This window comes from Stenotrophomonas sp. STEN038, assembly GCF_056759895.1.
The window spans coordinates 138843-157116 of the sequence record NZ_JBRRDW010000004.1 but is presented as its reverse complement, the minus strand read 5'-3'; the positions used below and the strand labels follow the sequence as shown (position 1 = coordinate 157116).

The following is an 18274-nucleotide window of genomic DNA, read 5'->3' as shown; positions in this document are numbered from 1 at the left end:
CCCTCCACCCCACAATAAACCCCCCCCCCGTGGCTCGGCCGCCCAGGGGGGGGCTGGGGGCCTTCACGCCCGGCCGGCCGGTTGTCTGGGCCGGCCTCCGCCCGCGAAGCTGGCGATGCCGAGATCACCTACCAGCCGGCAATCTGACAAATCTGCGGCTTCGCAGCTGACGCCGCTCCCACAAATTCCAAGAAACCGACAAACACGGGTCTGAAGCCCTGCAGGCAAGGCGCTGCCGAGCATGGCTCGGCACTACCGCTTCGCGATCAGGCGAAGATCGCCTCGATCTGCTGCCAGGCGCCCTCTTCCACCCGCGCCAGCACGTCCAGCGCGCGCAGGTTCTCTTCCAGCTGCGACACCCGGCTCGCACCCAGGATCACGCTGGACACCTGCGGGTTGCGCAGGCACCAGGCAATAGCCAGCTGCGCCGGCGATTCGCCCAGCTGCGCTGCCAAGGCAGTGAAACGCCGCACCTTGCCCAGCCGATCATCGCCCGGCTCGCCCAGCACCGATGCCTGCAGCCAGCCCAGCGAGGACTGGCCCAGACGCGAATCATCGGCAATCCCATCGTTGTACTTGCCGGTCAGCAGGCCCGAGGCCAGCGGCGACCAGATCGTGGTGCCCAAACCGGCATCGGCATACAACGGCGCGTACTCCTGCTCCACACGGGCGCGGTGCAGCAGGTTGTACTGCGGCTGCTCCATGCTCGGCGCATACAGATGGTTGGCGCGGGCAAAGGCAACGGCCTCGGCAATCTGTGCGCCCGACCACTCCGAGGTGCCCCAGTACAGCACCTTGCCCTGGCGGATCAGGGTGTCCATTGCCAGCACGGTTTCGCTGATCGGCGTCTCCGCATCCGGGCGGTGGCAGTAGTACAGGTCCAGATAGTCCACCCGCAGGCGCTTGAGCGCGGCGTGGCAGGCATCGGTGACGTGTTTGCGCGACAGCCCGCGCTGGGTCGGCGCCGGCTCCTCGGCTGAGCCGAAGAACACCTTGGACGACACGCAATAACCATCACGCGGCAGCCGCAGGTCGGCGATCACGTCGCCCATCACCTCCTCGGCGCGGCCCTTGGCATAGCCCTCGGCGTTGTCGAAGAAATTGACGCCGTTGTCCCAGGCGCAGGCGATCAGGTTGCGTGACTCGTCGCGCCCGATCTGGCTGCCAAAGGTTACCCAGGCACCAAATGACAGTGCGGACAGCTGCAGGCCGGACGACCCGAGACGACGGTATTGCATGGCTGGCTCCAACGTAAGACGGTGCGCAGGATTCGCGCAGACAGGCCGCAAGTGTAACCCCGGCTGCGCAGCAGACCGCCCCACAGACCTTGCCGATACCGGCGCAATCCCAGCAATTGCCGACTTATGCCAGAGATATTCTTGCCCGGCATCAGCCGCTGCTCTAGGCTTGCGTCTTTTGCGGGCACGCCCGGGGATTACTCATGTTCGAAGGTTTGGGCAGAATCGGCTTCGGCCTGTTCGGCCTGGCGGTGCTTTTGGGCATCACCTGGCTGTTCTCCAATAACAAGAAAGCCGTTGACTGGAAGCTGGTTGCCACCGGCATCTCCCTGCAGATCGCGTTTGCGGCGCTGGTGCTGCTGGTTCCGGGCGGCCGCGATGTGTTCGATTGGCTGGGCAAGGGTTTCGTCAAAATCCTGAGCTTCGTCAATGAAGGCTCGAATTTCATCTTCGGCAGCCTGATGGATGTGCCCAAGTACGGCTTCATCTTCGCCTTCCAGGTGCTGCCGACCATCATCTTCTTCTCGGCGCTGATGGGCGTGATGTACCACCTGGGCGTGATGCAGGCCATCGTGCGGGTCATGGCTGCGGCCATCACCAAGGTGATGCGCGTGTCCGGCGCGGAAACCACCAGCGTCTGCGCCAGCGTCTTCATCGGCCAGACCGAGGCGCCGCTGACCGTGCGCCCGTACATCTCCAAGATGACCCAGTCCGAGCTGATCACCATGATGATCGGCGGCATGGCGCATATCGCTGGCGGCGTGCTGGCTGCCTACGTCGGCATGCTCGGCGGTGGCGACCCGGCCTCGCAGGCCTTCTACGCCAAGCATCTGCTGGCCGCCTCGATCATGGCCGCACCGGCCACGCTGGTGGTCGCCAAGCTGCTGGTGCCAGAAACCGGTACCCCGCTGACCCGCGGCACGGTCAAGATGGAAGTGGAAAAGACCTCCTCCAACATCATCGACGCCGCCGCCGCCGGCGCTGGCGATGGTCTGCGCCTGGCCCTGAACATCGGCGCCATGCTGCTGGCCTTCATCGCCCTGATCGCCCTGCTCAATGCGCCACTGACCTGGATCGGCGACGTCACCGGCCTGGCCGCCGCCATCGGCAAGCCGACCAATCTGGCAACCATCTTCGGCTACGTGCTGGCCCCGATCGCCTGGGTGATCGGCACGCCGTGGGCTGACGCCACCACCGTGGGTTCGCTGATTGGCCAGAAGGTCGTGATCAACGAATTTGTCGCCTACATGGACCTGTCGCAGATCATCCAGGGCAACGTTCCTGGCACCACCTTGAGCGAAGAAGGCCGCCTGATCGCGACCTACGCCCTGTGCGGCTTCGCCAACTTCAGCTCGATCGCCATTCAGATCGGCGGCATTGGCGGGCTGGCCCCGGACCGTCGCCAGGATCTGGCCAAGTTCGGCCTGCGTGCGGTTCTGGGCGGCACCATTGCCACCTTGATGACCGCCACCATTGCCGGCGTGCTGACCCACTTCAGTTGATTCAATCCAGCTGATCCGGCCCGGCCGCCGCAAGGAGGCCGAGTCAGATGGCCAAGCCATCGCAGCTGCTGTTTCATCGCCACCTTAGAGACGTAGATTCCATGAGTTCTGTAGTCGTTGCCGGTTCCTTCAATGTCGATCACGTCTGGCGCTGCGATACCCTGCCCGCGCCGGGAGCGACCATCGCTGGCCGTTACAGCACAGGCCCCGGTGGCAAGGGCTTCAACCAGACCGTCGCCGCTCGTCGCGCCGGTGCCGACACCAGCTTCGTCTGCGCCCTCGGTGCGGATGCTGGCGGCGACCTCGCCCGCCAGCTGGCCAGTGCCGACGGCATCGCGCTGGTGGCCGAAGCCACTGCCGAACCAACCGGTACCGCTGGCATCTACGTCGACGGCCGCGGCCGCAACTCGATCGTGATTGGCGCCGGTGCCAATGCCTCGCTGAGCACCGACTTCGTCGCCGCCAACGCCGCCCTGATCAGCGGCGCCAAGGTACTGCTGGCCCAGCTAGAGTCGCCGGTGGAAACCATCGAAGCCGCGCTGGCGCAGGCCCGCGAGGCCGGCGTGCTGACCATGCTCAATGCCGCCCCGGCCAATGCCCCGTCCACCATCAGCCTGCTCAAGCTGGCCGACGTGTTGACCCCGAACGAAACCGAGTTTGCCGCCCTGCTCAGCCGTCACGTCGGCGAACGCATCGAGGCCGACGACGTGGCAGCGCTGGACGGTGCCAGCCTGCACGCCCTGTGCCGCAAGCTGTCCGGCAACACCGTGGTGGTGACGCTGGGTGCGGTCGGCGTATTTGTCTCGCACGATGAAGACAAGCTGCGCAGCGACAGCCAGCCGTACTACCGCGTGCCGGCCGAGTCGGTACAGGTGGTCGACACCACCGGTGCCGGCGATGCCTTCAACGGCGCCCTTGCCGCCTCGCTGGCACAGGCACCAGAAGCTGCGTTCATCAAGCATGTGCGTTTCGCCAACCAGTACGCCGCCCGTTCCACCGAGAACGAAGGTGCCGCACTGGCGATGCCGCGGATGACGCCGGCCGACGTTTGAGGCAACCGCTGTATCCCTCCCTTGCGCAGCAGGGGAGGGTTGGGGACGGGTAGGCTCTTGGGCCTTTCAAGCACTCGCGGCTTCGCCGCCTTTGCTCCCTCCCTTTGCCGTAGGCAAGGGGAGGGTTGGGGAGGGGCTGGCTCTTAAGCCTTTCACGCATTGCCAGCTTCGCGGCTCACGCCGCTCCTACAGCCGGGGTTCCAGCCGGCGCCTTACAATACCGTTCATGCAGATCGGCCCCTACACCATTGCGCCCAATGTGGTGCTCGCGCCCATGGCCGGCGTTACCGACAAGCCATTCCGCCAGCTGTGCAAACGGCTCGGTGCGGGTCTGGCCGCCTCGGAAATGACCATCAGCGACCCGCGCTTCTGGACCACCCGCAAGTCCATCCATCGCATGGACCATGCCGGTGAACCGGCGCCGATCAGCGTGCAGATCGCTGGCACCGAGCCGCAGCAATTGGCCGAGGCGGCGCGTTACAACGTCGACCACGGCGCGCAGATCATCGACATCAACATGGGCTGCCCGGCCAAGAAAGTCTGCAACGCCTGGGCCGGCTCGGCGCTGATGCGTGACGAGGCCTTGGTCGCCCGGATTCTCGAAGCGGTGGTCAATGCCGTCGATGTGCCGGTCACGTTGAAGATCCGCACCGGCTGGTGTGCTGAGGTGCGTAACGCGCCGACCATCGCCCGTATCGCCGAAGACAGCGGCATCGCCGCGCTGGCCATCCATGGCCGCACCCGCGACCAGCATTACACCGGCGTGGCCGAGTACGAGACCATCGCCGCGATCAAGGCGATGTTGAAGATCCCGGTGCTGGCCAATGGCGATGTGGATTCGCCGCGCAAGGCCGAGCAGGTACTCAAGCTCACTGGTGCCGATGCGGTGATGGTCGGGCGCGCCGCGCAGGGCCGGCCGTGGATCTTCCGCGAGATCGCGCATTACCTGGCCACCGGCGAGGAACTGCCGCCGCCATCGGTACAGGAGGTCCGCGACATCCTGCTCGGTCATCTCAACGATCTGCATGCGTTCTACGGCGAGCCGCAAGGCGTGCGCATCGCCCGCAAGCACTTGGGCTGGTATGCGAAGGATCGCCCGGAGAATGCCGCGTTCCGTGCGGTGGTCAACGCTGCGGAGACCGCCGATGCGCAGATCCAGCTGACCCGTGATTATTTTGATGCGCTGGTAGCCGGCGAAGCAGCGTCAATGTAGAGCCGAGCCATGCTCGGCTGGGGTATTACCGGCGATCCGTCCGATTGTGCACGAAGACCCTGTAGAGCCGAGCCGTGCTCGGCTGGGGCGTTACAGGCGATCTGTCAGATTGTGCATGGAGCCTCTGCCGAGCATGGCTCGGCACTACAGGTAAAAAAAAGGCCCACCAGCTTGCACTGGTGGGCCCGTTCGACTGTCAGCGGTGCGCGGGGGAGAGAACCGCACCGCTCGAAATCAGCCGAACACTTTGATCAGGCAAATACCTTGAAGCGTGCTTCGTCTTCCATGAAGGTCTTTTCGCCGAAGGGAGCTTCATTCGAGCCGAACGGCATCTGTGCACGCAACTGCCAGTTGCCGTGCACGCCCCAGTGCGCACGCACCACGTCGTCCACCAGCGGGTTGTAATGCTGCAGGCTGGCACCGACGCCTGCGTCAGCCAGCGCGGTCCACACCGCGAACTGGGCCATACCGTTGGACTGCTCGGCCCAGACCGGGAAGTTGTCGGCATACAGGGCGAACTGCTCCTGCAGGCCCTTCACCACGTCGGTATCGACGAAGTACAGCACCGTGCCGGCACCTGCGGCGAAGCTGTTGAGCTTGGCTTCGGTAGCGGCAAAGCCATCAGCCGGTACGATCTTGCGCAGTTCTTCCTTGGTCAGCTCCCAGAACTTCTGGCTGTGGTCACCGAACAGGATCAGCGCGCGCGAGGACTGCGCATTGAAGGCCGACGGCGCTTCACGCATGGCCTGCTTGATCAGCTGGGTGGTGTCGTCCTGGCTGATCGGCAGCTGCTTGCCGAGGGCGTACTGGGAACGGCGCTTCTTGTACAGGGAGATGACTTGGCTGTTCATGATCGTTTCCTGAGGGGAAAGCAGGCCCGCAACACCGCTGGCCTTTGCTTGATGGCGCCCATTGTATTTGCCATCAAAATTAGAACAATTACTTAAAAACCAATAATTCGTTTCATTTTCAGAACAAATGCGGTTTTCGCTTTTTCGGCCCTGGAGAGCCCGCTCCAAGCTCTCACCAAAGCCTGATTCCAAATCAGCGAATTCTCAGAACCAATGGCTATCAGCGCCCCATGGCCGCAAACCCGCGCCACGCCGACATTGCCAGCGGCACCGCAATGCTGGGTTCCGTTATGCATGCGCTGCGGTAACACCGGCTGGCGATACTGGGCGGATCACTGCACGACGCTGTTTTCATGACTCTCAACGACTTCCCCTACCTGCATGGCTTCTCCGCAAACGAACAGGAGCGGCTGCGCAAGCAGGCACGCCTGTTTGAACCGGCGATCTTCCATGACATCGACTTCCGCAACTCCCGCCACATCCTCGAAGTAGGCAGCGGTGTCGGTGCGCAGAGCGAGATCCTGCTGCGCCGCTTTCCCGAGTTGCGGGTCACCGGCATCGACCTCAACGAGCGCCAGCTGGCTGCCGCCAACGCGCATCTGGCACAGATGCCGTGGTTGCAGGAGCGCGTCGAGTTTCAGCGCGCCAATGCCACCGACCTGCCGTTCGAACCGCGCAGCTTCGACGGCGCCTTCCTGTGCTGGGTGCTGGAGCACGTGCCCTCGCCCGCGCGCGCGCTGGCCGAAGTGCGGCGGGTGCTGAGCCCGGGCTCGCCGGTGTTCGTCACCGAGGTAATGAATGCCTCGTTCCTGCTCGATCCCTACTCGCCCAACCTGTGGCGCTACTGGATGGCGTTCAACGATTTCCAGATCGACAGCGGGGGCGACCCGTTCGTCGGTGCCAAGCTCGGCAACCTGCTGCTGGCCGGTGGTTTCCGCGATGTGCAGACGCAGACCAAGACCGTGCACCTGGACAACCGCGAACCAGCACGGCGCAAGGTGATGTTCGCGCTGTGGGAAGAGTTGCTGCTGTCGGCCGCCGAGCAGTTGCTGGAGGCCGGCAAGGTCGACCAGGCTACGGTGGATGGCATGCGCGCCGAGTTCACCCAGGTGCAGAACGACCCCAATGCGGTGTTCTTCTATTCCTTCGTGCAGGCCCGCGCCACGGTCTATTGAGTTGCGGCGGCGCCGGTGGCAACCGGTGCCCGCCAGATGCGCTGCCACATCAGCGCCAAACGCTGTTTCAGCACATCACGATTGCCGGCCTGCCGATAGGCCGGCATCACCTGCCGTGGCGGCATCGCCTGCCACTGGCCATCGCGTTCGCTGGCAACAGCGAAGTTGAAGTTGTAATCCGGCTCCAGGCCCATGCGCAGATCGCTGAGCACCAGTTCGCCATCGACGACCTGGGCTCGCATGAAGCCATGGTTGAACCAGTTCAAGCGCTGCACCGCCGGCACATCGGCGGCTTGCCGCAACGCCTGCACATTCGACGGATAGCCCTCGAACTGCATCGGCCCGTGATCAGCCCACAGCGAGCGATCACCGACCACATAGCCCTGCGGCGTCATCGCCACCACCCGCCACAGCAAGGTGTTGAACGGCATCGGCACCGAGAAACGCGGCGCATCGGCCAGGCCCATATGCGCCAGTGACTGCGCGGCCACTCGGTCCACCTGCGCCTTGGCTACCAACGACCAGCCCAGATAACCGCTGCTCAACACCAGGCCCGCCACCAGCGCGCGTTGCGCCAAGGGCCGAGCGCATGCGAACCAGGCAATGCCGCAGCCAATCAGCAGCCAGATGGTATACAGCGGGTCGATGATGAAGACGCTGGACCACATGGTCGGTGGCGGCGTCAGCGGCCACCACAGTTGCGTGCCGTAAACGGTGAAGGCATCCAGCAGCGGATGCGTCACCAAGGCGAGCACCATCGCCCACCACCAGCGTACTGGCGCCTGGGCAACCCGGCCATGTCCGAAGCGCTTGTACAACCACCAGATCAAGCTGCCCAGCAAAGGCAGCACGAACAGCGAATGGCTGAAGCTGCGGTGCACCGTCATCAGGCTCACCGGGTTGTCGGTGAAGGCCATTATCGCCAAGCCGTCCAGATCCGGCAGCGTGGCCAACGCAGCGCCAGCAAGCAAGGCGGCGCGCCGATGCGCGGCGGGGGTGATGGCGGCGGCGATGGCGCCACCGAGAACGATCTGACTGAGGGAATCCATGCGCCGATGCTAGCAGCCAACGCTGCGCTCAGCGCTGCCGCTTGCCATGCAGTCGCCACAGCATCAGGCCGCCGTACAGCAGCGCCAGCAACAGCAGGTTGAGCAGCTCGCCAGCTATCTCCGGCAAGCGCGCACCCAACTGCTGGGTGCGGACGATGGCATTGATGCCGGCCGTGGTCGGCAACAGCTTGGCCAACGCCACCAGGGTCGGCGGTGAGGCGATGGTCGGCCACGACAGGTTGGACAGGAAGAACAACGGGATCGACACCGCGGTGACGTACTGGAACGCACGCTCGCGAGTATCGAAGAAGCTGGCAATGAACATCCCGAACGGCACCGTCGCCAGCGCGAACAGCAGCACCGCCAACAACATTCCCGGGATATTGCCGCCGCGCGGGTAGTCCTGCGCCCAGGCAGTGAAGCCGACGTAGTACAGCAGCCCGCACACCGCCACCACAACGAATGCAAAGGCCATGCCCGACAAGGTCGGCAGGTCGAACTGCAATCGCCTGCCCAGCTGCGCGCGGCGGCTGCCCAGCAGTACACCGATGCCGAGCAGCAGGGTCTGGTGCACGATCAATTCCGATACGCCGGGCACCACGCTGCTGCCATAGCCTTCGCGGGTGTTGTACAGCGGCCGCTGCACCAGTTGCAGCGGCGCTGCCTGCGGCGCGCCCATGAACGCCGTCTGGCGCACCGCCTGCTGGCGACCAAAGCCGGTGATGCCCTCGGCCAGCCCGTTGAGAATGGTGCTGGCCCGGCTCAGGTAGGCACCGTTGCCCAGCAACACCAGTTGACCGCTGCCGCCACGCAGGATGTCACGCTCCAGCCGCTGCGGGATCAGCACGATGCCATCCACCTCGCCGCGCAGCAGTTGCTGTTTGGCCTGGGCCAGATCCGGCGGCTGGCTGACCACCCGCACCGCGAGCAGTGCGTCCACATGCCGGATCAGCTCGCGGCTGCTGGCGCTGTGATCCGCATCCACCACCGCGATCGGCAGGTCACTGGCGACCTGGTGGCGATACGCCGCCGGGTAGAAGAACGAGTACAGCAGCACCGCGCCTATCATCACCGCGCGCGCCGCCGGGTCGGCGAACATTGCCTGCAAGGTGATGCGGAAGCTGGTCACGAAGCCGCTCATGCGCGTGCCTGCTGGCGGGCCGCACGCAGCAGCAGGCTGGCCCCCAGCCCACCGGCCACCACGCTCATCACCAGCAGTACCGTCAGTGGCCGCAGCGATATCTGCCAAGACGCGCCCATGAACAACTGCTGCATCTGCACCTGCACATAGGCGGTGAGCGGCAGCAACAGGTTCCAGACACGGGTGAACAACGGTGCCTCGATCACCGGGAAGGTGGCACCGGAGAACGCCAACGCCGTACCAATCGTCAGACCCACCGCCGACAAGCCCGTGCAGGTGTCGCGGGTCACGGCAATGAACAGCAGCGCGAAACTGCAGCAGGCCAGATAGAACAGCGGCTGCGCCAGCAGCATCAGCCACAGACTGCCGGCCATGCCGTCACCGCGCACATAGGCCAGATACAGCACGCCAAGCGCGCCATACAGCGAGAACAGCGCGACATACGGAAACAGCTTGCCGGCCATCGCCGCCCACGGCCGTTGCTGCAACCAGCCGCCGAGCAGACCATCGCGCTGCTCGCGCCCAAACGCGGCACCGGCTGCGAGCGCGGCCAGCAGGGACAGCATGGCCGGGAAGATCAGCGGCAGCAGGAACAATTCATAGCTGCGCGCCGGGTTGTACAGCACCGTCGCCTGCACCGTCACCGGCGGCCCACGCAGTTTTGCCGGGCCAACCTGCAGCGCGATCTGCTCCTTGAGCATGCGCGCGTTGTAGGCGCTCACCGCGTCGCCGATATCGCGCCCGGCAGACTGCCCGGTCGCCATGTAGGTGGCGTTGTAGAAGGCGTAGACCGGCACGGCTTCGCCACGCAGCGCGCGCCGGCTCAGGTCGCGCGGCACCAGCACGATGGCAAACACTTCCAGCGCCCGCAGCTGCGCCTGCGCCTGCTGCAGCGACGCCGGTTGGCTTGCCACCCGCACGCCGGGGCTGTCATCGATGGCGCGTGCCAGGCCACGGCTGGTCGGGCTGTGGTCCAGATCAACCAAGGCGATCGGTACCTGCCGCAGCACCGAGCCGGAGAACAACCACATCATCAGCGCCATCAACAGCACTGGCAGCAGCGTCACCAGAGCCAGCTCCCAGCGGTCGCTGCGCCAGTGCTGCAACTCGCGCCGCAGCGAGGCGGCGAAGGCCTTGCCCGGTGTCAGTCCTGCGGCCATGCAAACAGCACGCTCATGCCCGGCCGGAATCCTTCGATCGGCTGCTGCGGCCGCGCCCGCACCTCAAAGCTGCGCACGTCATAGCCGGATGACTGCCGCGTGCTGCGCCAGGTGGCGTAGTCACCGGCCGGGTTGATGAAATACACCTCGAACGCTGCACTGCGGTCCTGCAGGGCCGGAATCGTGCCCTGCAGGCGGGCGCCTGGCTTGAGTCCGTTCATCTGGTCCTCGCGCAGGTTCAATGCCACCCACAAGTGATCGATGTCGACCAGGGTGAAAACCGGATAGCCGGCCGGCACCAGCTCGCCGATATCGGCCATGCGCTTGCCGACCTCGCCGGCCAGCGGCGCGCGGCCCTGGGTTTCCTGGCGGGCCGCATCCACCTCGGCCTTGGCACCCTCGGCCTGCCGCACCTGTGCCAGTGCCGCGTCCTTGTCCTGCACCCGTGCACCGGCAAGGGCAAGGTCGTACTGCGCGCGGGCAGCGCGGGTCAGTTCGTTGGCACTGCGCGCCTGCGCCTGTGCTTCGTCGCGCTTCTGCCGGCTTACCACGCCCTCGGCGTAGAGATTGTCGAGCCTGCGGAAGGTACTGGTCGCCAGTTCGGCGCCGGCCTGTGCGCGCTTCCAGTTGGCTTCGGCGGCGCGGATATCCTCGCTGCGTGCGCCCTCCTCGGCCTTGGATGCCATCGCCGCAGCCGCAGCCACCACCGCGTCGGCCTGGCGCTCCTTGGCGGCGACTTCAGGGCTATCGAGATCGAACAGCACCTGCCCGGCCTTGACCCGATCGCCTTCGCGCACATGCAACTGCTGCAGGCGCGCGGTGACCTTGGCGGCGACGTTGACGTTGTCGGCATCGGCCATGCCCTGCACCTGGTCCGGCGGGCTGCGCAGGCCCAGCCACAGACCGACCGCCACCAGCACCAGCAGCACCACGCCGGCAATCAGGAATACGCGGCGTTGCCGCGGACTGGTCTCCACCTGCAGCGAATCGCTCATTCCAGCACCTTGTCCGCGCGTTGGCGGTAGTCGTCAAAACGTTGCAGCTGTCCGCTCACTTCCAGCAGCTGCGCCAGCGCCACGTCGAATTGATAGGCGGCCTGTGCACGTTCCACCTGCGCCCCCCCCAGGCCGAGCCGCGCGTCGATCACATCCAGCGAGGTGGACTGGCCTTCACGGAACGACAGCTCCTGCAGGCGCAGGTTTTCCTGCGCCTGGGCGATGCTGCTGTCCAGCAGCTGGAACTGCACGCGGGCGGTCTCCAGCTCGTTCCAGGCCTTGCCGACGCCAAGCTGCAACTGGTTCTCCACTTCGCTCAGCCCCGATTGCGCCTGCTCCAGCTGCGCGCGCGCCGCGCTGACCTGCAGCGGCCGCGCCGTCGGCGACAGGAAGGTGTAGCGCAGGCCGATACCGAAGGCCCAGTCGGCGTCGGTCAACAACGCATCGCGACGGCGCAGGTCGTACTGGCCGAACAGATAGATCTGCGGCTTGAGCTTGGCCTGCTGCGCACGCACGCCCTGCTCGGCCTGCGCAGTCAGCGCGCGCAGCCGGCCAACCTGCGGATGCCGCTGCTGGGCGCTGCGCTCGAACTCCTCACGCGCACCGACCGGGCCATTGATCACGAACAGCGGCGACGTAGTCGCAACCGTGCCGCCGCTACGCAGCAAGGTGGCCAAGGCCTGCTGCAGGGTGGACAGGTCGTTGACGGCCTTCTGGTATTCGCGTTCGGCCTTGTCACGCGCGACGTTGGCCTGCAAACGCTGCGCCTTGGTGGCGAAGCCCTCGCGCTCGAGTTTCTGTGCATCCTCAAGATGCCGCTGCAAACCATCACGTACATCACGGCGCACCTGCACCGCCTGCTCGGCCAACTGCTGGCCGAAGTAGGCCTGCACCAACTGCAACGACAACGACTGTCGCTGCAGTTCGCGATCGGCCTGGGCCAGTTCGCTGGCCGCTTGTGCAGCTCCTTGCGCAGCGGGAATCAAGCCACCGCTGTACAAGGGCACGCTGGCAGTAACAATTGGACGCGTGCGCCAGTCACGCTCGCCGAACTCCAGCGGCGACTCGATGCCGAATGCCTCGGCCACCGGCGCCAGTGAACCCAGCGGCAGGTTCAAGGTCTTCTGGAACTGCATGCGGCGCACGTCGGCGGTGATTTCCGGCAGCCGCAGGTAGCGGCTGGCATCCTGCAGGTCCAGCTTGTTGCGCACGCCGGCATCGGCGGCGGCCAGCGCGTCGGACACCTGCTCCAGGCGCTGCCGCGCCTGCTCGTAACTCAAGGCAGGCACCACCTCTGCCGCCACTGCCGGCGGTGCCAGCAGCATCCACAGCACACACAACCCTATCGCGACCGATGCTGGTTGCTTGCCTGCCACCCCGATACTCCCTGCTCGTTGGCTGGGCCCAGCATAGCCGCCCAACGGGTGAGGAAGAAGTCAGCCGGGCGATCAGGCCGCCTGCGCCTGCCGCAGGCTTCCCGGCAAACAGACCAGGCTGCGGCCGGAATGATCGAGCAGACGCAGGCTGCCATCCGGGTCTTCGGCCAGCGCGGTCAGGCTTTCCACCCAGTCGCCGTCGTTGGCGTAGACCAGGCCATCGCGCTCGACCAGCGCCGCGCGGTGGATGTGGCCGCAGATGATGCCGTCCAGCCCGCGCCGGCGCACGTCGGCCAACCCGGCCTGCACGAAGCGCTCGATATAGCGCTCGGCTGCGCCGCTCTGCCGCTTGAGGAATTCCGACAGCGACCAGTAGCGCAGGCCAAGCCTGCGCCGCGCGGCGTTGAGCAGACGGTTGCCGGTGAGGATGCGGTAATACAGCCAGTCACCAAAGCGCTCCTGCAGCCCACCGAAATGGGTGGCGCCGTCGTAGTCATCACCATGCACGACCAACAGGCGCCGGCCATCGGCGGTGGTGTGGATGGCACGGCGCCGCACCTGCATGGCCGGCAGCATCAGGCCGCAAGTGCGGCGCAGTGGTGCATCGTGATTGCCGGGGATGTAGATGATCTCGGTGCCCGCACGACGCAGCGCATGCAAGGCTTCGATCACATCGTTGTGCGCCTGTTGCCAGGTCGCACGTTTATGGGAAAGCCACCACAGGTCGACGATGTCGCCGACCAGATACAGGCGTTCGCAACGGAGACTGCCAAGGAAGCGCGCCAACTCGGCGGCGTGGCAGTAACGTGCACCCAGATGCGTGTCGGAGATGAACACGGCTCTCCTGTGCGGCGGCAGCAGCGGCACCGCACTCATGCCGTTGCTCCGGCATCACGCAGATAGCGTTTGCGTTTGTGTGGGCGGATGGCCTGCAGGTCCACCTCGATCAGGCCGTCGATGGAATCGCTGAAATCCGGATCCACGCCGAACGCGAGGAAGCGCGCGCCGCCCGGTTCACACAGGTCGGTGTACTGCCGGTACAAGGTCGGCACGCTGGTGCCCAGCGTCGCAAGGTTGGCCTTGAGCACGTCGAACGCGGCCTGCGTATCCAGCTCACCGAAACTCGGCGGCGCGGCGAAGTACTGGAAGGGCCGGTTCGACTCGGCCAGGCTGCGAGCGGCGCCGTAGTACTGCTGGTAATAGGCCACCAGCTGCTCGCGCGCCTCGCGCGGCAAGGCAGCGCTGATCGACACCGCGCCAAACAGATAGCGCACCCCCGGCTGGCTGGCGAGGTAGGCACCAATGCCCTGCCACAGGTAGTCCAGGCTACGGCTGCCCCAGTAGTCGGGCACCACGAAGCTGCGGCCCAGCTCCATGCCTTCGGCAATGCGCGGGATGGCATCGTCGGAGTAGCGGAACAGGCTGGCGGTATACAGGCCCTGCAGGCCACTGCGTGCCAAGGCCGGTGCGCCGCGCATGACCCGGTAGGCACCGGCAATGCGCTCGGCGGGCGCGTCCCAGACCACGATGTGCTGGTAGAGCGGGTCGAAATCATCCAGATCGTGGCTGCGGCCGGTACCCTCGCCCACTTCGCGGAAGGTCAGCTCACGCAGCCGACCCAGCTCCAGCAGCAAGGGTGAGTTGGCGGCGCAGTGGGCCAGGCGGATCTGCTTGCCGTCGCTGGTCTGGCCGAGCAGCTCCGTCGCCTCGATGGCGGCGGCGACGTCTGCGGCTGCAACCGGCTCAGCCAGCGACTGCGGACCGTTCTCGCGCAGTTCGGCGCCCTGCTGCTCCTTGCCCAGTGCGTACAGCGCGTCCCGCACCGCCTGCAGCTGCCGTGCCGGGTCCTGTTGCGCATCCAGCCGCATCAGCTGGCCAATCTGCAGGCGCAGCGGGCGCTTGCGGCGGGCAAACATCTCCCGCGCCAGCAAGGCGGTACCTGCAGGCTTGAACAGCGCCGAGGCGCCGTAGAACAGGGCCGAGTTGCGCGCCTGCACCCGCACCGGCAGCACCGGCGTGTCGCAGGCACGGGCGAAACGGACGAAACCGCGGTTCCAGCGGCCGTCGCGGATACCCTGCAGCGACAGCCGCGAGACCTCACCGGCCGGGAACACGATCACGCACTGCTCGGCCTGCAGTGCCTGTTCCACTGCCTGCAGGCTGGCCCGCTGGGCACGGCCGCCGAGGATGCGAACGGGCAGCAGCAGCTCACGCAACGGCTCCAGCTCCAGCAGCATGTCGTTGGCGATGATCCGCACGTCGTTGCGGACCCGGCCCACCGCATCCAGCAAGGCCAGCGCATCCAGCGCCCCGGACGGGTGGTTGGCGACGATCAGCAGGCGACCGCTGGCCGGAATCCGCGCCAGCGCTGCCGCATCCACCGCATAACCGGCATCGAGGAAGCCCAGCGCCGCGCTGACGAAGGGGAAGCCCTGCAGGCCGGCGCTGCGCTGCAGGAAGGCGTCCATCTGGTCGAAACGTGACCAGCGCCCCACTGTGCGCAGCAGCGGCCGGGCCAGGTGGCGGCGCGGGCCGTGGAACCAATCGGGATAGCGTTGCTGCAGGCGCTGCGCGATCTGTTGCATGGCGAGGTCTCCCTGTCGGCCCATTGGCCGGGAGCCTGCGCCCGCTACAAGGCAGGCTGGTTGCGGTTTTGCGGCAATCCGGTGACCAAGCCTTAACCGGATGGCAACAGACACTTCGGCACTATTCCGTCAAGGTGCCGACCGTGTATGATGCGCGCCCATCTTTCCATCCGAATCAAGGGATATATAGCCCGATGTCCAGCTACCTGTTCACCTCCGAATCGGTCTCCGAAGGCCATCCGGACAAGATTGCCGACCAGATCTCCGATGCGGTGCTGGACGCGATCCTGGCCCAGGACAAGCGCGCCCGCGTGGCCTGCGAAACCCTGGTCAAGACCGGTGCGGCGATTGTCGCCGGCGAAGTGACCACCTCGGCGTGGGTCGATATCGAAGAACTGACCCGCAACGTCATCAACGAGATCGGCTACGACAACTCCAATGTCGGCTTCGACGGCCACACCTGCGCCATCATCAATATGCTGGGCAAGCAGTCGCCTGACATTGCTGCCGGCGTTGACGGCACCAACAAGAAGGCCAAGAAGCCGGAAGAGCAAGGCGCTGGTGACCAGGGCCTGATGTTCGGCTATGCCTGCAATGAAGCCCCGGAATTCATGCCGGCGCCGATCTACTACTCGCACCGTCTGGTCGAGCAGCAGGCCAAGGTCCGCAAGAAGAAGAACTCGCCGTTGCCGTGGCTGCGCCCGGACGCCAAGAGCCAGGTGACCCTGCGTTACGGCCAGGACGGCAAGATCGAAGGTCTGGACGCCGTGGTGCTGTCGACCCAGCACGATCCGGGCGTGAAGCAGAAGGACCTGGTCGAGGCCGTGCGCGAGCACATCCTCAAGCCGGTGCTGCCGAAGGCATGGCTGGACAAGCTGCCGAAGAACAAGGTGCACATCAACCCGACCGGTATCTTCGTGATCGGCGGTCCGGTGGGCGATTGCGGCCTGACCGGTCGCAAGATCATCGTCGACACCTACGGCGGCATGGCCCGTCACGGTGGTGGCGCGTTCTCCGGTAAGGACCCGTCCAAGGTTGACCGTTCGGCCGCTTACGCTGCCCGTTACGTCGCCAAGAACGTAGTTGCCGCCGGCCTGGCCGACAAGTGCGAAGTGCAGGTCTCCTACGCCATCGGCGTGGCCGAGCCGACCTCGATCTCGGTCACCACCTTCGGCACCGGCAAGATTCCGGACGCACAGATCGAGAAGCTGATCCGCGCCCACTTCGACCTGCGTCCGTACGGCATCATCAAGATGCTGGACCTGATCCACCCGATGTACCAGCAGACCGCTGCCTACGGCCACTTCGGCCGCAAGCCGAAGGAATTCTCGTACGTCGACGGCGACGGCAAGACCCAGAACGCGACTGCGTTCTCCTGGGAGAACACCGACCGTGCCGAAGCCCTGCGCAAGGCTGCCAAGCTGAAGTAAGTCCAGCGGCAGGTAAAAGCACTACCCGGACGGGCCGCGCAAGCGGCCCGTCTGCTTTTTGTACAACCGCGCTTGCCAAGTACCGATGTGCCCGCACACCATTGCTCTGCATACACAGGGAGGGTTGGCATGTTTTCAGCACTTTTCGGCAATCTGTTCAAGGACAAACCCGACCAGGACCAGTTTGCCCGCAAGTTCATGGACGCGGTGCGCAGCAATGGCTACCCGCATGAACTGGAATACGAAGCGGATACCTTCCGCATCCGCCATGCCAACGGCTCCTACTTCAACCTGCACAACGCCTACCACGCCTACATGGGCGCTCCGCGCGGACAGCAGCGCAAGGCCTTGCAATCCTTCAGCAGCTTGCTTGGCATCCATGACAACGATGCCGCGATGAGCTGGGAGCAGACCCGGCCCATGCTGCGCCCCTTGATCCGCAGCATCACCCAGCTTGAGGAAATCAGCCTGCACCATGCCGAGCAGGATGGCTGGGACGCGCCGCCGATGCAGCTGCAGTACCGGCGCCTGAGCGAAGAGTGCGTCGAGCTGCTGGCGGTAGACCATCCCGACCACACCGCCACCCTCACCCGCGGACCGGAAGCGGCCTGGGGCGTCGACTTCGACCAGGCCTTGGCCATCGCCCGCGCCAATCTGCGGCAAAGTCCCGACGAGCCTTTCGTCGAGGTAATGCCCGGCGTCTACCAGGCCGCTTGGGGCGACGCTTACGACAGCAGCCGCGCGCTGCTACCCGATCTGCTGCACCGGGTGCCGGTCGCTGGGCTACCGGTTTTCATGTTGGCTACGCGTGACGTATTGCTGGTCACCGGTGAAGGCGACCTGCAGGGGCAAACCCACATGCTGGAACTGGCCGCCAATGCGTTTGCCGATGGTCGCGTGATTTCCTGGGAAGTGCTGCGTTACGACGACGGCCAGCTGCATCCGCACGCACTGGTGGATGCAGGACTGCGCGAGCAGCAGCGGCAACTGCGGATTGAACTCAACGCCGACGCCTATGCGCTGCAGAAGCAGCTGCTGGAGCGCGTGCACCAGAAGCATGAAGAAGACGTATTTGTCGCCAGTTTCATGGTCCACAACGAAGACCGGGTTTCGCTGTGCGCCTGGACTGATGGGGTGGCGAGCTCACTTCCACGTACCGACCGATTGGTTCTGGTGATGCCTGTGGATGGCGCGGAAGCCGAGACCCTGATGGTTGATTGGGAGCTGGCGCAACCCGTGCTCGGCCACCTGCTGCGTGAAGACACCCGGCACATCCACCCACCGCGTTATCTCACGCTTGGATTCCCCGATGCAGAGACGCGCGCGCGACTGCAGGTGATCTGAGCTGGTTTCCTGCGCTGATGGTGTTTGAGCAAAGAAAGCTGCCTGCGAGGGCAGCTTTTTTGTTGGCTTTGGCTTTGGCTGTTGCTTTTGCATTTGCTTTAGCCCTTCTCCCGCCTGCGGGAGAAGGGTTGGGATGAGGGCAGCTTTGGCTTTCGTTTTGGCT

The 18274-nt window shown here is 65.3% G+C and carries 16 protein-coding genes; 6 read left to right on the top strand and 10 right to left on the bottom strand.

Annotated elements, in window-relative coordinates; all coding sequences use genetic code 11:
• Positions 1 to 266: 266 nt before the first annotated feature.
• On the bottom strand, positions 267 to 1238 hold the full coding sequence (locus tag ACVOLS_RS03020) for a potassium channel beta subunit family protein (RefSeq protein WP_481544416.1): 972 nt from the start codon (positions 1236 to 1238) through the stop codon (positions 267 to 269).
• Between the two features lie 203 nt (positions 1239 to 1441).
• Here ACVOLS_RS03020 and ACVOLS_RS03015 point away from each other — a divergent pair, with 203 nt between their 5' ends.
• From ACVOLS_RS03015 to dusB, 3 genes are all read left to right on the top strand, one after another.
• Positions 1442 to 2740 (top strand): NupC/NupG family nucleoside CNT transporter, encoded by a 1299-nt coding sequence (locus ACVOLS_RS03015; RefSeq protein WP_481544415.1) that lies wholly within the window; start codon positions 1442 to 1444, stop codon positions 2738 to 2740.
• A 101-nt stretch (positions 2741 to 2841) separates the two neighbouring features.
• Entirely contained in the window at positions 2842 to 3792 is a 951-nt protein-coding gene (locus ACVOLS_RS03010; RefSeq protein WP_481544414.1) for a ribokinase, read from the top strand.
• 226 nt (positions 3793 to 4018) lie between these two features.
• Positions 4019 to 5005 carry a tRNA dihydrouridine synthase DusB gene (gene dusB / locus ACVOLS_RS03005; protein WP_481544413.1) on the top strand — a complete coding sequence of 329 codons (987 nt, stop codon included), beginning with the start codon at positions 4019 to 4021 and terminating at the stop codon, positions 5003 to 5005.
• 251 nt (positions 5006 to 5256) lie between these two features.
• On the opposite strand, the gene ACVOLS_RS03000 is transcribed toward dusB, so the two are convergent.
• Positions 5257 to 5856: a nitroreductase family protein gene (locus ACVOLS_RS03000; protein WP_481514039.1), complete on the bottom strand. Its 600-nt coding sequence runs from the start codon at positions 5854 to 5856 to the stop codon at positions 5257 to 5259.
• 92 nt (positions 5857 to 5948) lie between these two features.
• Entirely contained in the window at positions 5949 to 6152 is a 204-nt protein-coding gene (locus ACVOLS_RS02995; protein WP_481544412.1) for a hypothetical protein, read from the bottom strand.
• Between the two features lie 57 nt (positions 6153 to 6209).
• On the opposite strand from ACVOLS_RS02995, the gene ACVOLS_RS02990 reads away from it, so the two are divergent.
• The gene (locus ACVOLS_RS02990) at positions 6210 to 7031 is read left to right on the top strand and encodes a methyltransferase domain-containing protein (RefSeq protein WP_296247192.1); all 822 of its coding nucleotides are present in this window, start codon (positions 6210 to 6212) and stop codon (positions 7029 to 7031) included.
• Here the strand turns inward: ACVOLS_RS02990 and ACVOLS_RS02985 are convergent.
• From ACVOLS_RS02985 to olsF, 7 genes are all read right to left on the bottom strand, one after another.
• Positions 7025 to 8080, bottom strand: coding sequence for a metal-dependent hydrolase (locus tag ACVOLS_RS02985; RefSeq protein ID WP_481544411.1), 1056 nt, complete (start codon positions 8078 to 8080; stop codon positions 7025 to 7027). The genes ACVOLS_RS02990 and ACVOLS_RS02985 overlap by 7 nt on opposite strands.
• A 28-nt stretch (positions 8081 to 8108) precedes the next feature.
• A complete protein-coding gene (locus tag ACVOLS_RS02980; protein ID WP_481544410.1) occupies positions 8109 to 9221 on the bottom strand; it encodes an ABC transporter permease in 1113 nt (370 codons plus the stop codon).
• On the bottom strand, positions 9218 to 10381 hold the full coding sequence (locus ACVOLS_RS02975) for an ABC transporter permease (RefSeq protein WP_481544409.1): 1164 nt from the start codon (positions 10379 to 10381) through the stop codon (positions 9218 to 9220). The genes ACVOLS_RS02980 and ACVOLS_RS02975 overlap by 4 nt, the downstream gene beginning before the upstream one ends.
• On the bottom strand, positions 10366 to 11376 hold the full coding sequence (locus tag ACVOLS_RS02970) for an HlyD family secretion protein (protein ID WP_481544408.1): 1011 nt from the start codon (positions 11374 to 11376) through the stop codon (positions 10366 to 10368). The genes ACVOLS_RS02975 and ACVOLS_RS02970 overlap by 16 nt, the downstream gene beginning before the upstream one ends.
• Positions 11373 to 12758, bottom strand: coding sequence for a TolC family protein (locus ACVOLS_RS02965; protein ID WP_481544422.1), 1386 nt, complete (start codon positions 12756 to 12758; stop codon positions 11373 to 11375). Before ACVOLS_RS02965 ends, ACVOLS_RS02970 begins: the two co-directional genes overlap by 4 nt.
• A 66-nt stretch (positions 12759 to 12824) precedes the next feature.
• Entirely contained in the window at positions 12825 to 13628 is an 804-nt protein-coding gene (locus ACVOLS_RS02960) for a UDP-2,3-diacylglucosamine diphosphatase (RefSeq protein WP_481544407.1), read from the bottom strand.
• A complete protein-coding gene (olsF, locus tag ACVOLS_RS02955) occupies positions 13625 to 15337 on the bottom strand; it encodes a bifunctional ornithine lipid synthase OlsF (RefSeq protein ID WP_481544406.1) in 1713 nt (570 codons plus the stop codon). Before olsF ends, ACVOLS_RS02960 begins: the two co-directional genes overlap by 4 nt.
• 194 nt (positions 15338 to 15531) lie before the next feature.
• Between olsF and metK the strand changes: the two genes are divergently transcribed.
• Both metK and ACVOLS_RS02945 read left to right on the top strand, forming a co-directional pair.
• Positions 15532 to 16767 carry a methionine adenosyltransferase gene (gene metK / locus ACVOLS_RS02950; RefSeq protein ID WP_296247203.1) on the top strand — a complete coding sequence of 412 codons (1236 nt, stop codon included), beginning with the start codon at positions 15532 to 15534 and terminating at the stop codon, positions 16765 to 16767.
• 129 nt (positions 16768 to 16896) lie between these two features.
• Complete coding sequence (locus ACVOLS_RS02945) at positions 16897 to 18111, top strand: DUF1444 domain-containing protein (RefSeq protein WP_481544405.1); 1215 nt, start codon at positions 16897 to 16899, stop codon at positions 18109 to 18111.
• Positions 18112 to 18274 lie beyond the last annotated feature (163 nt).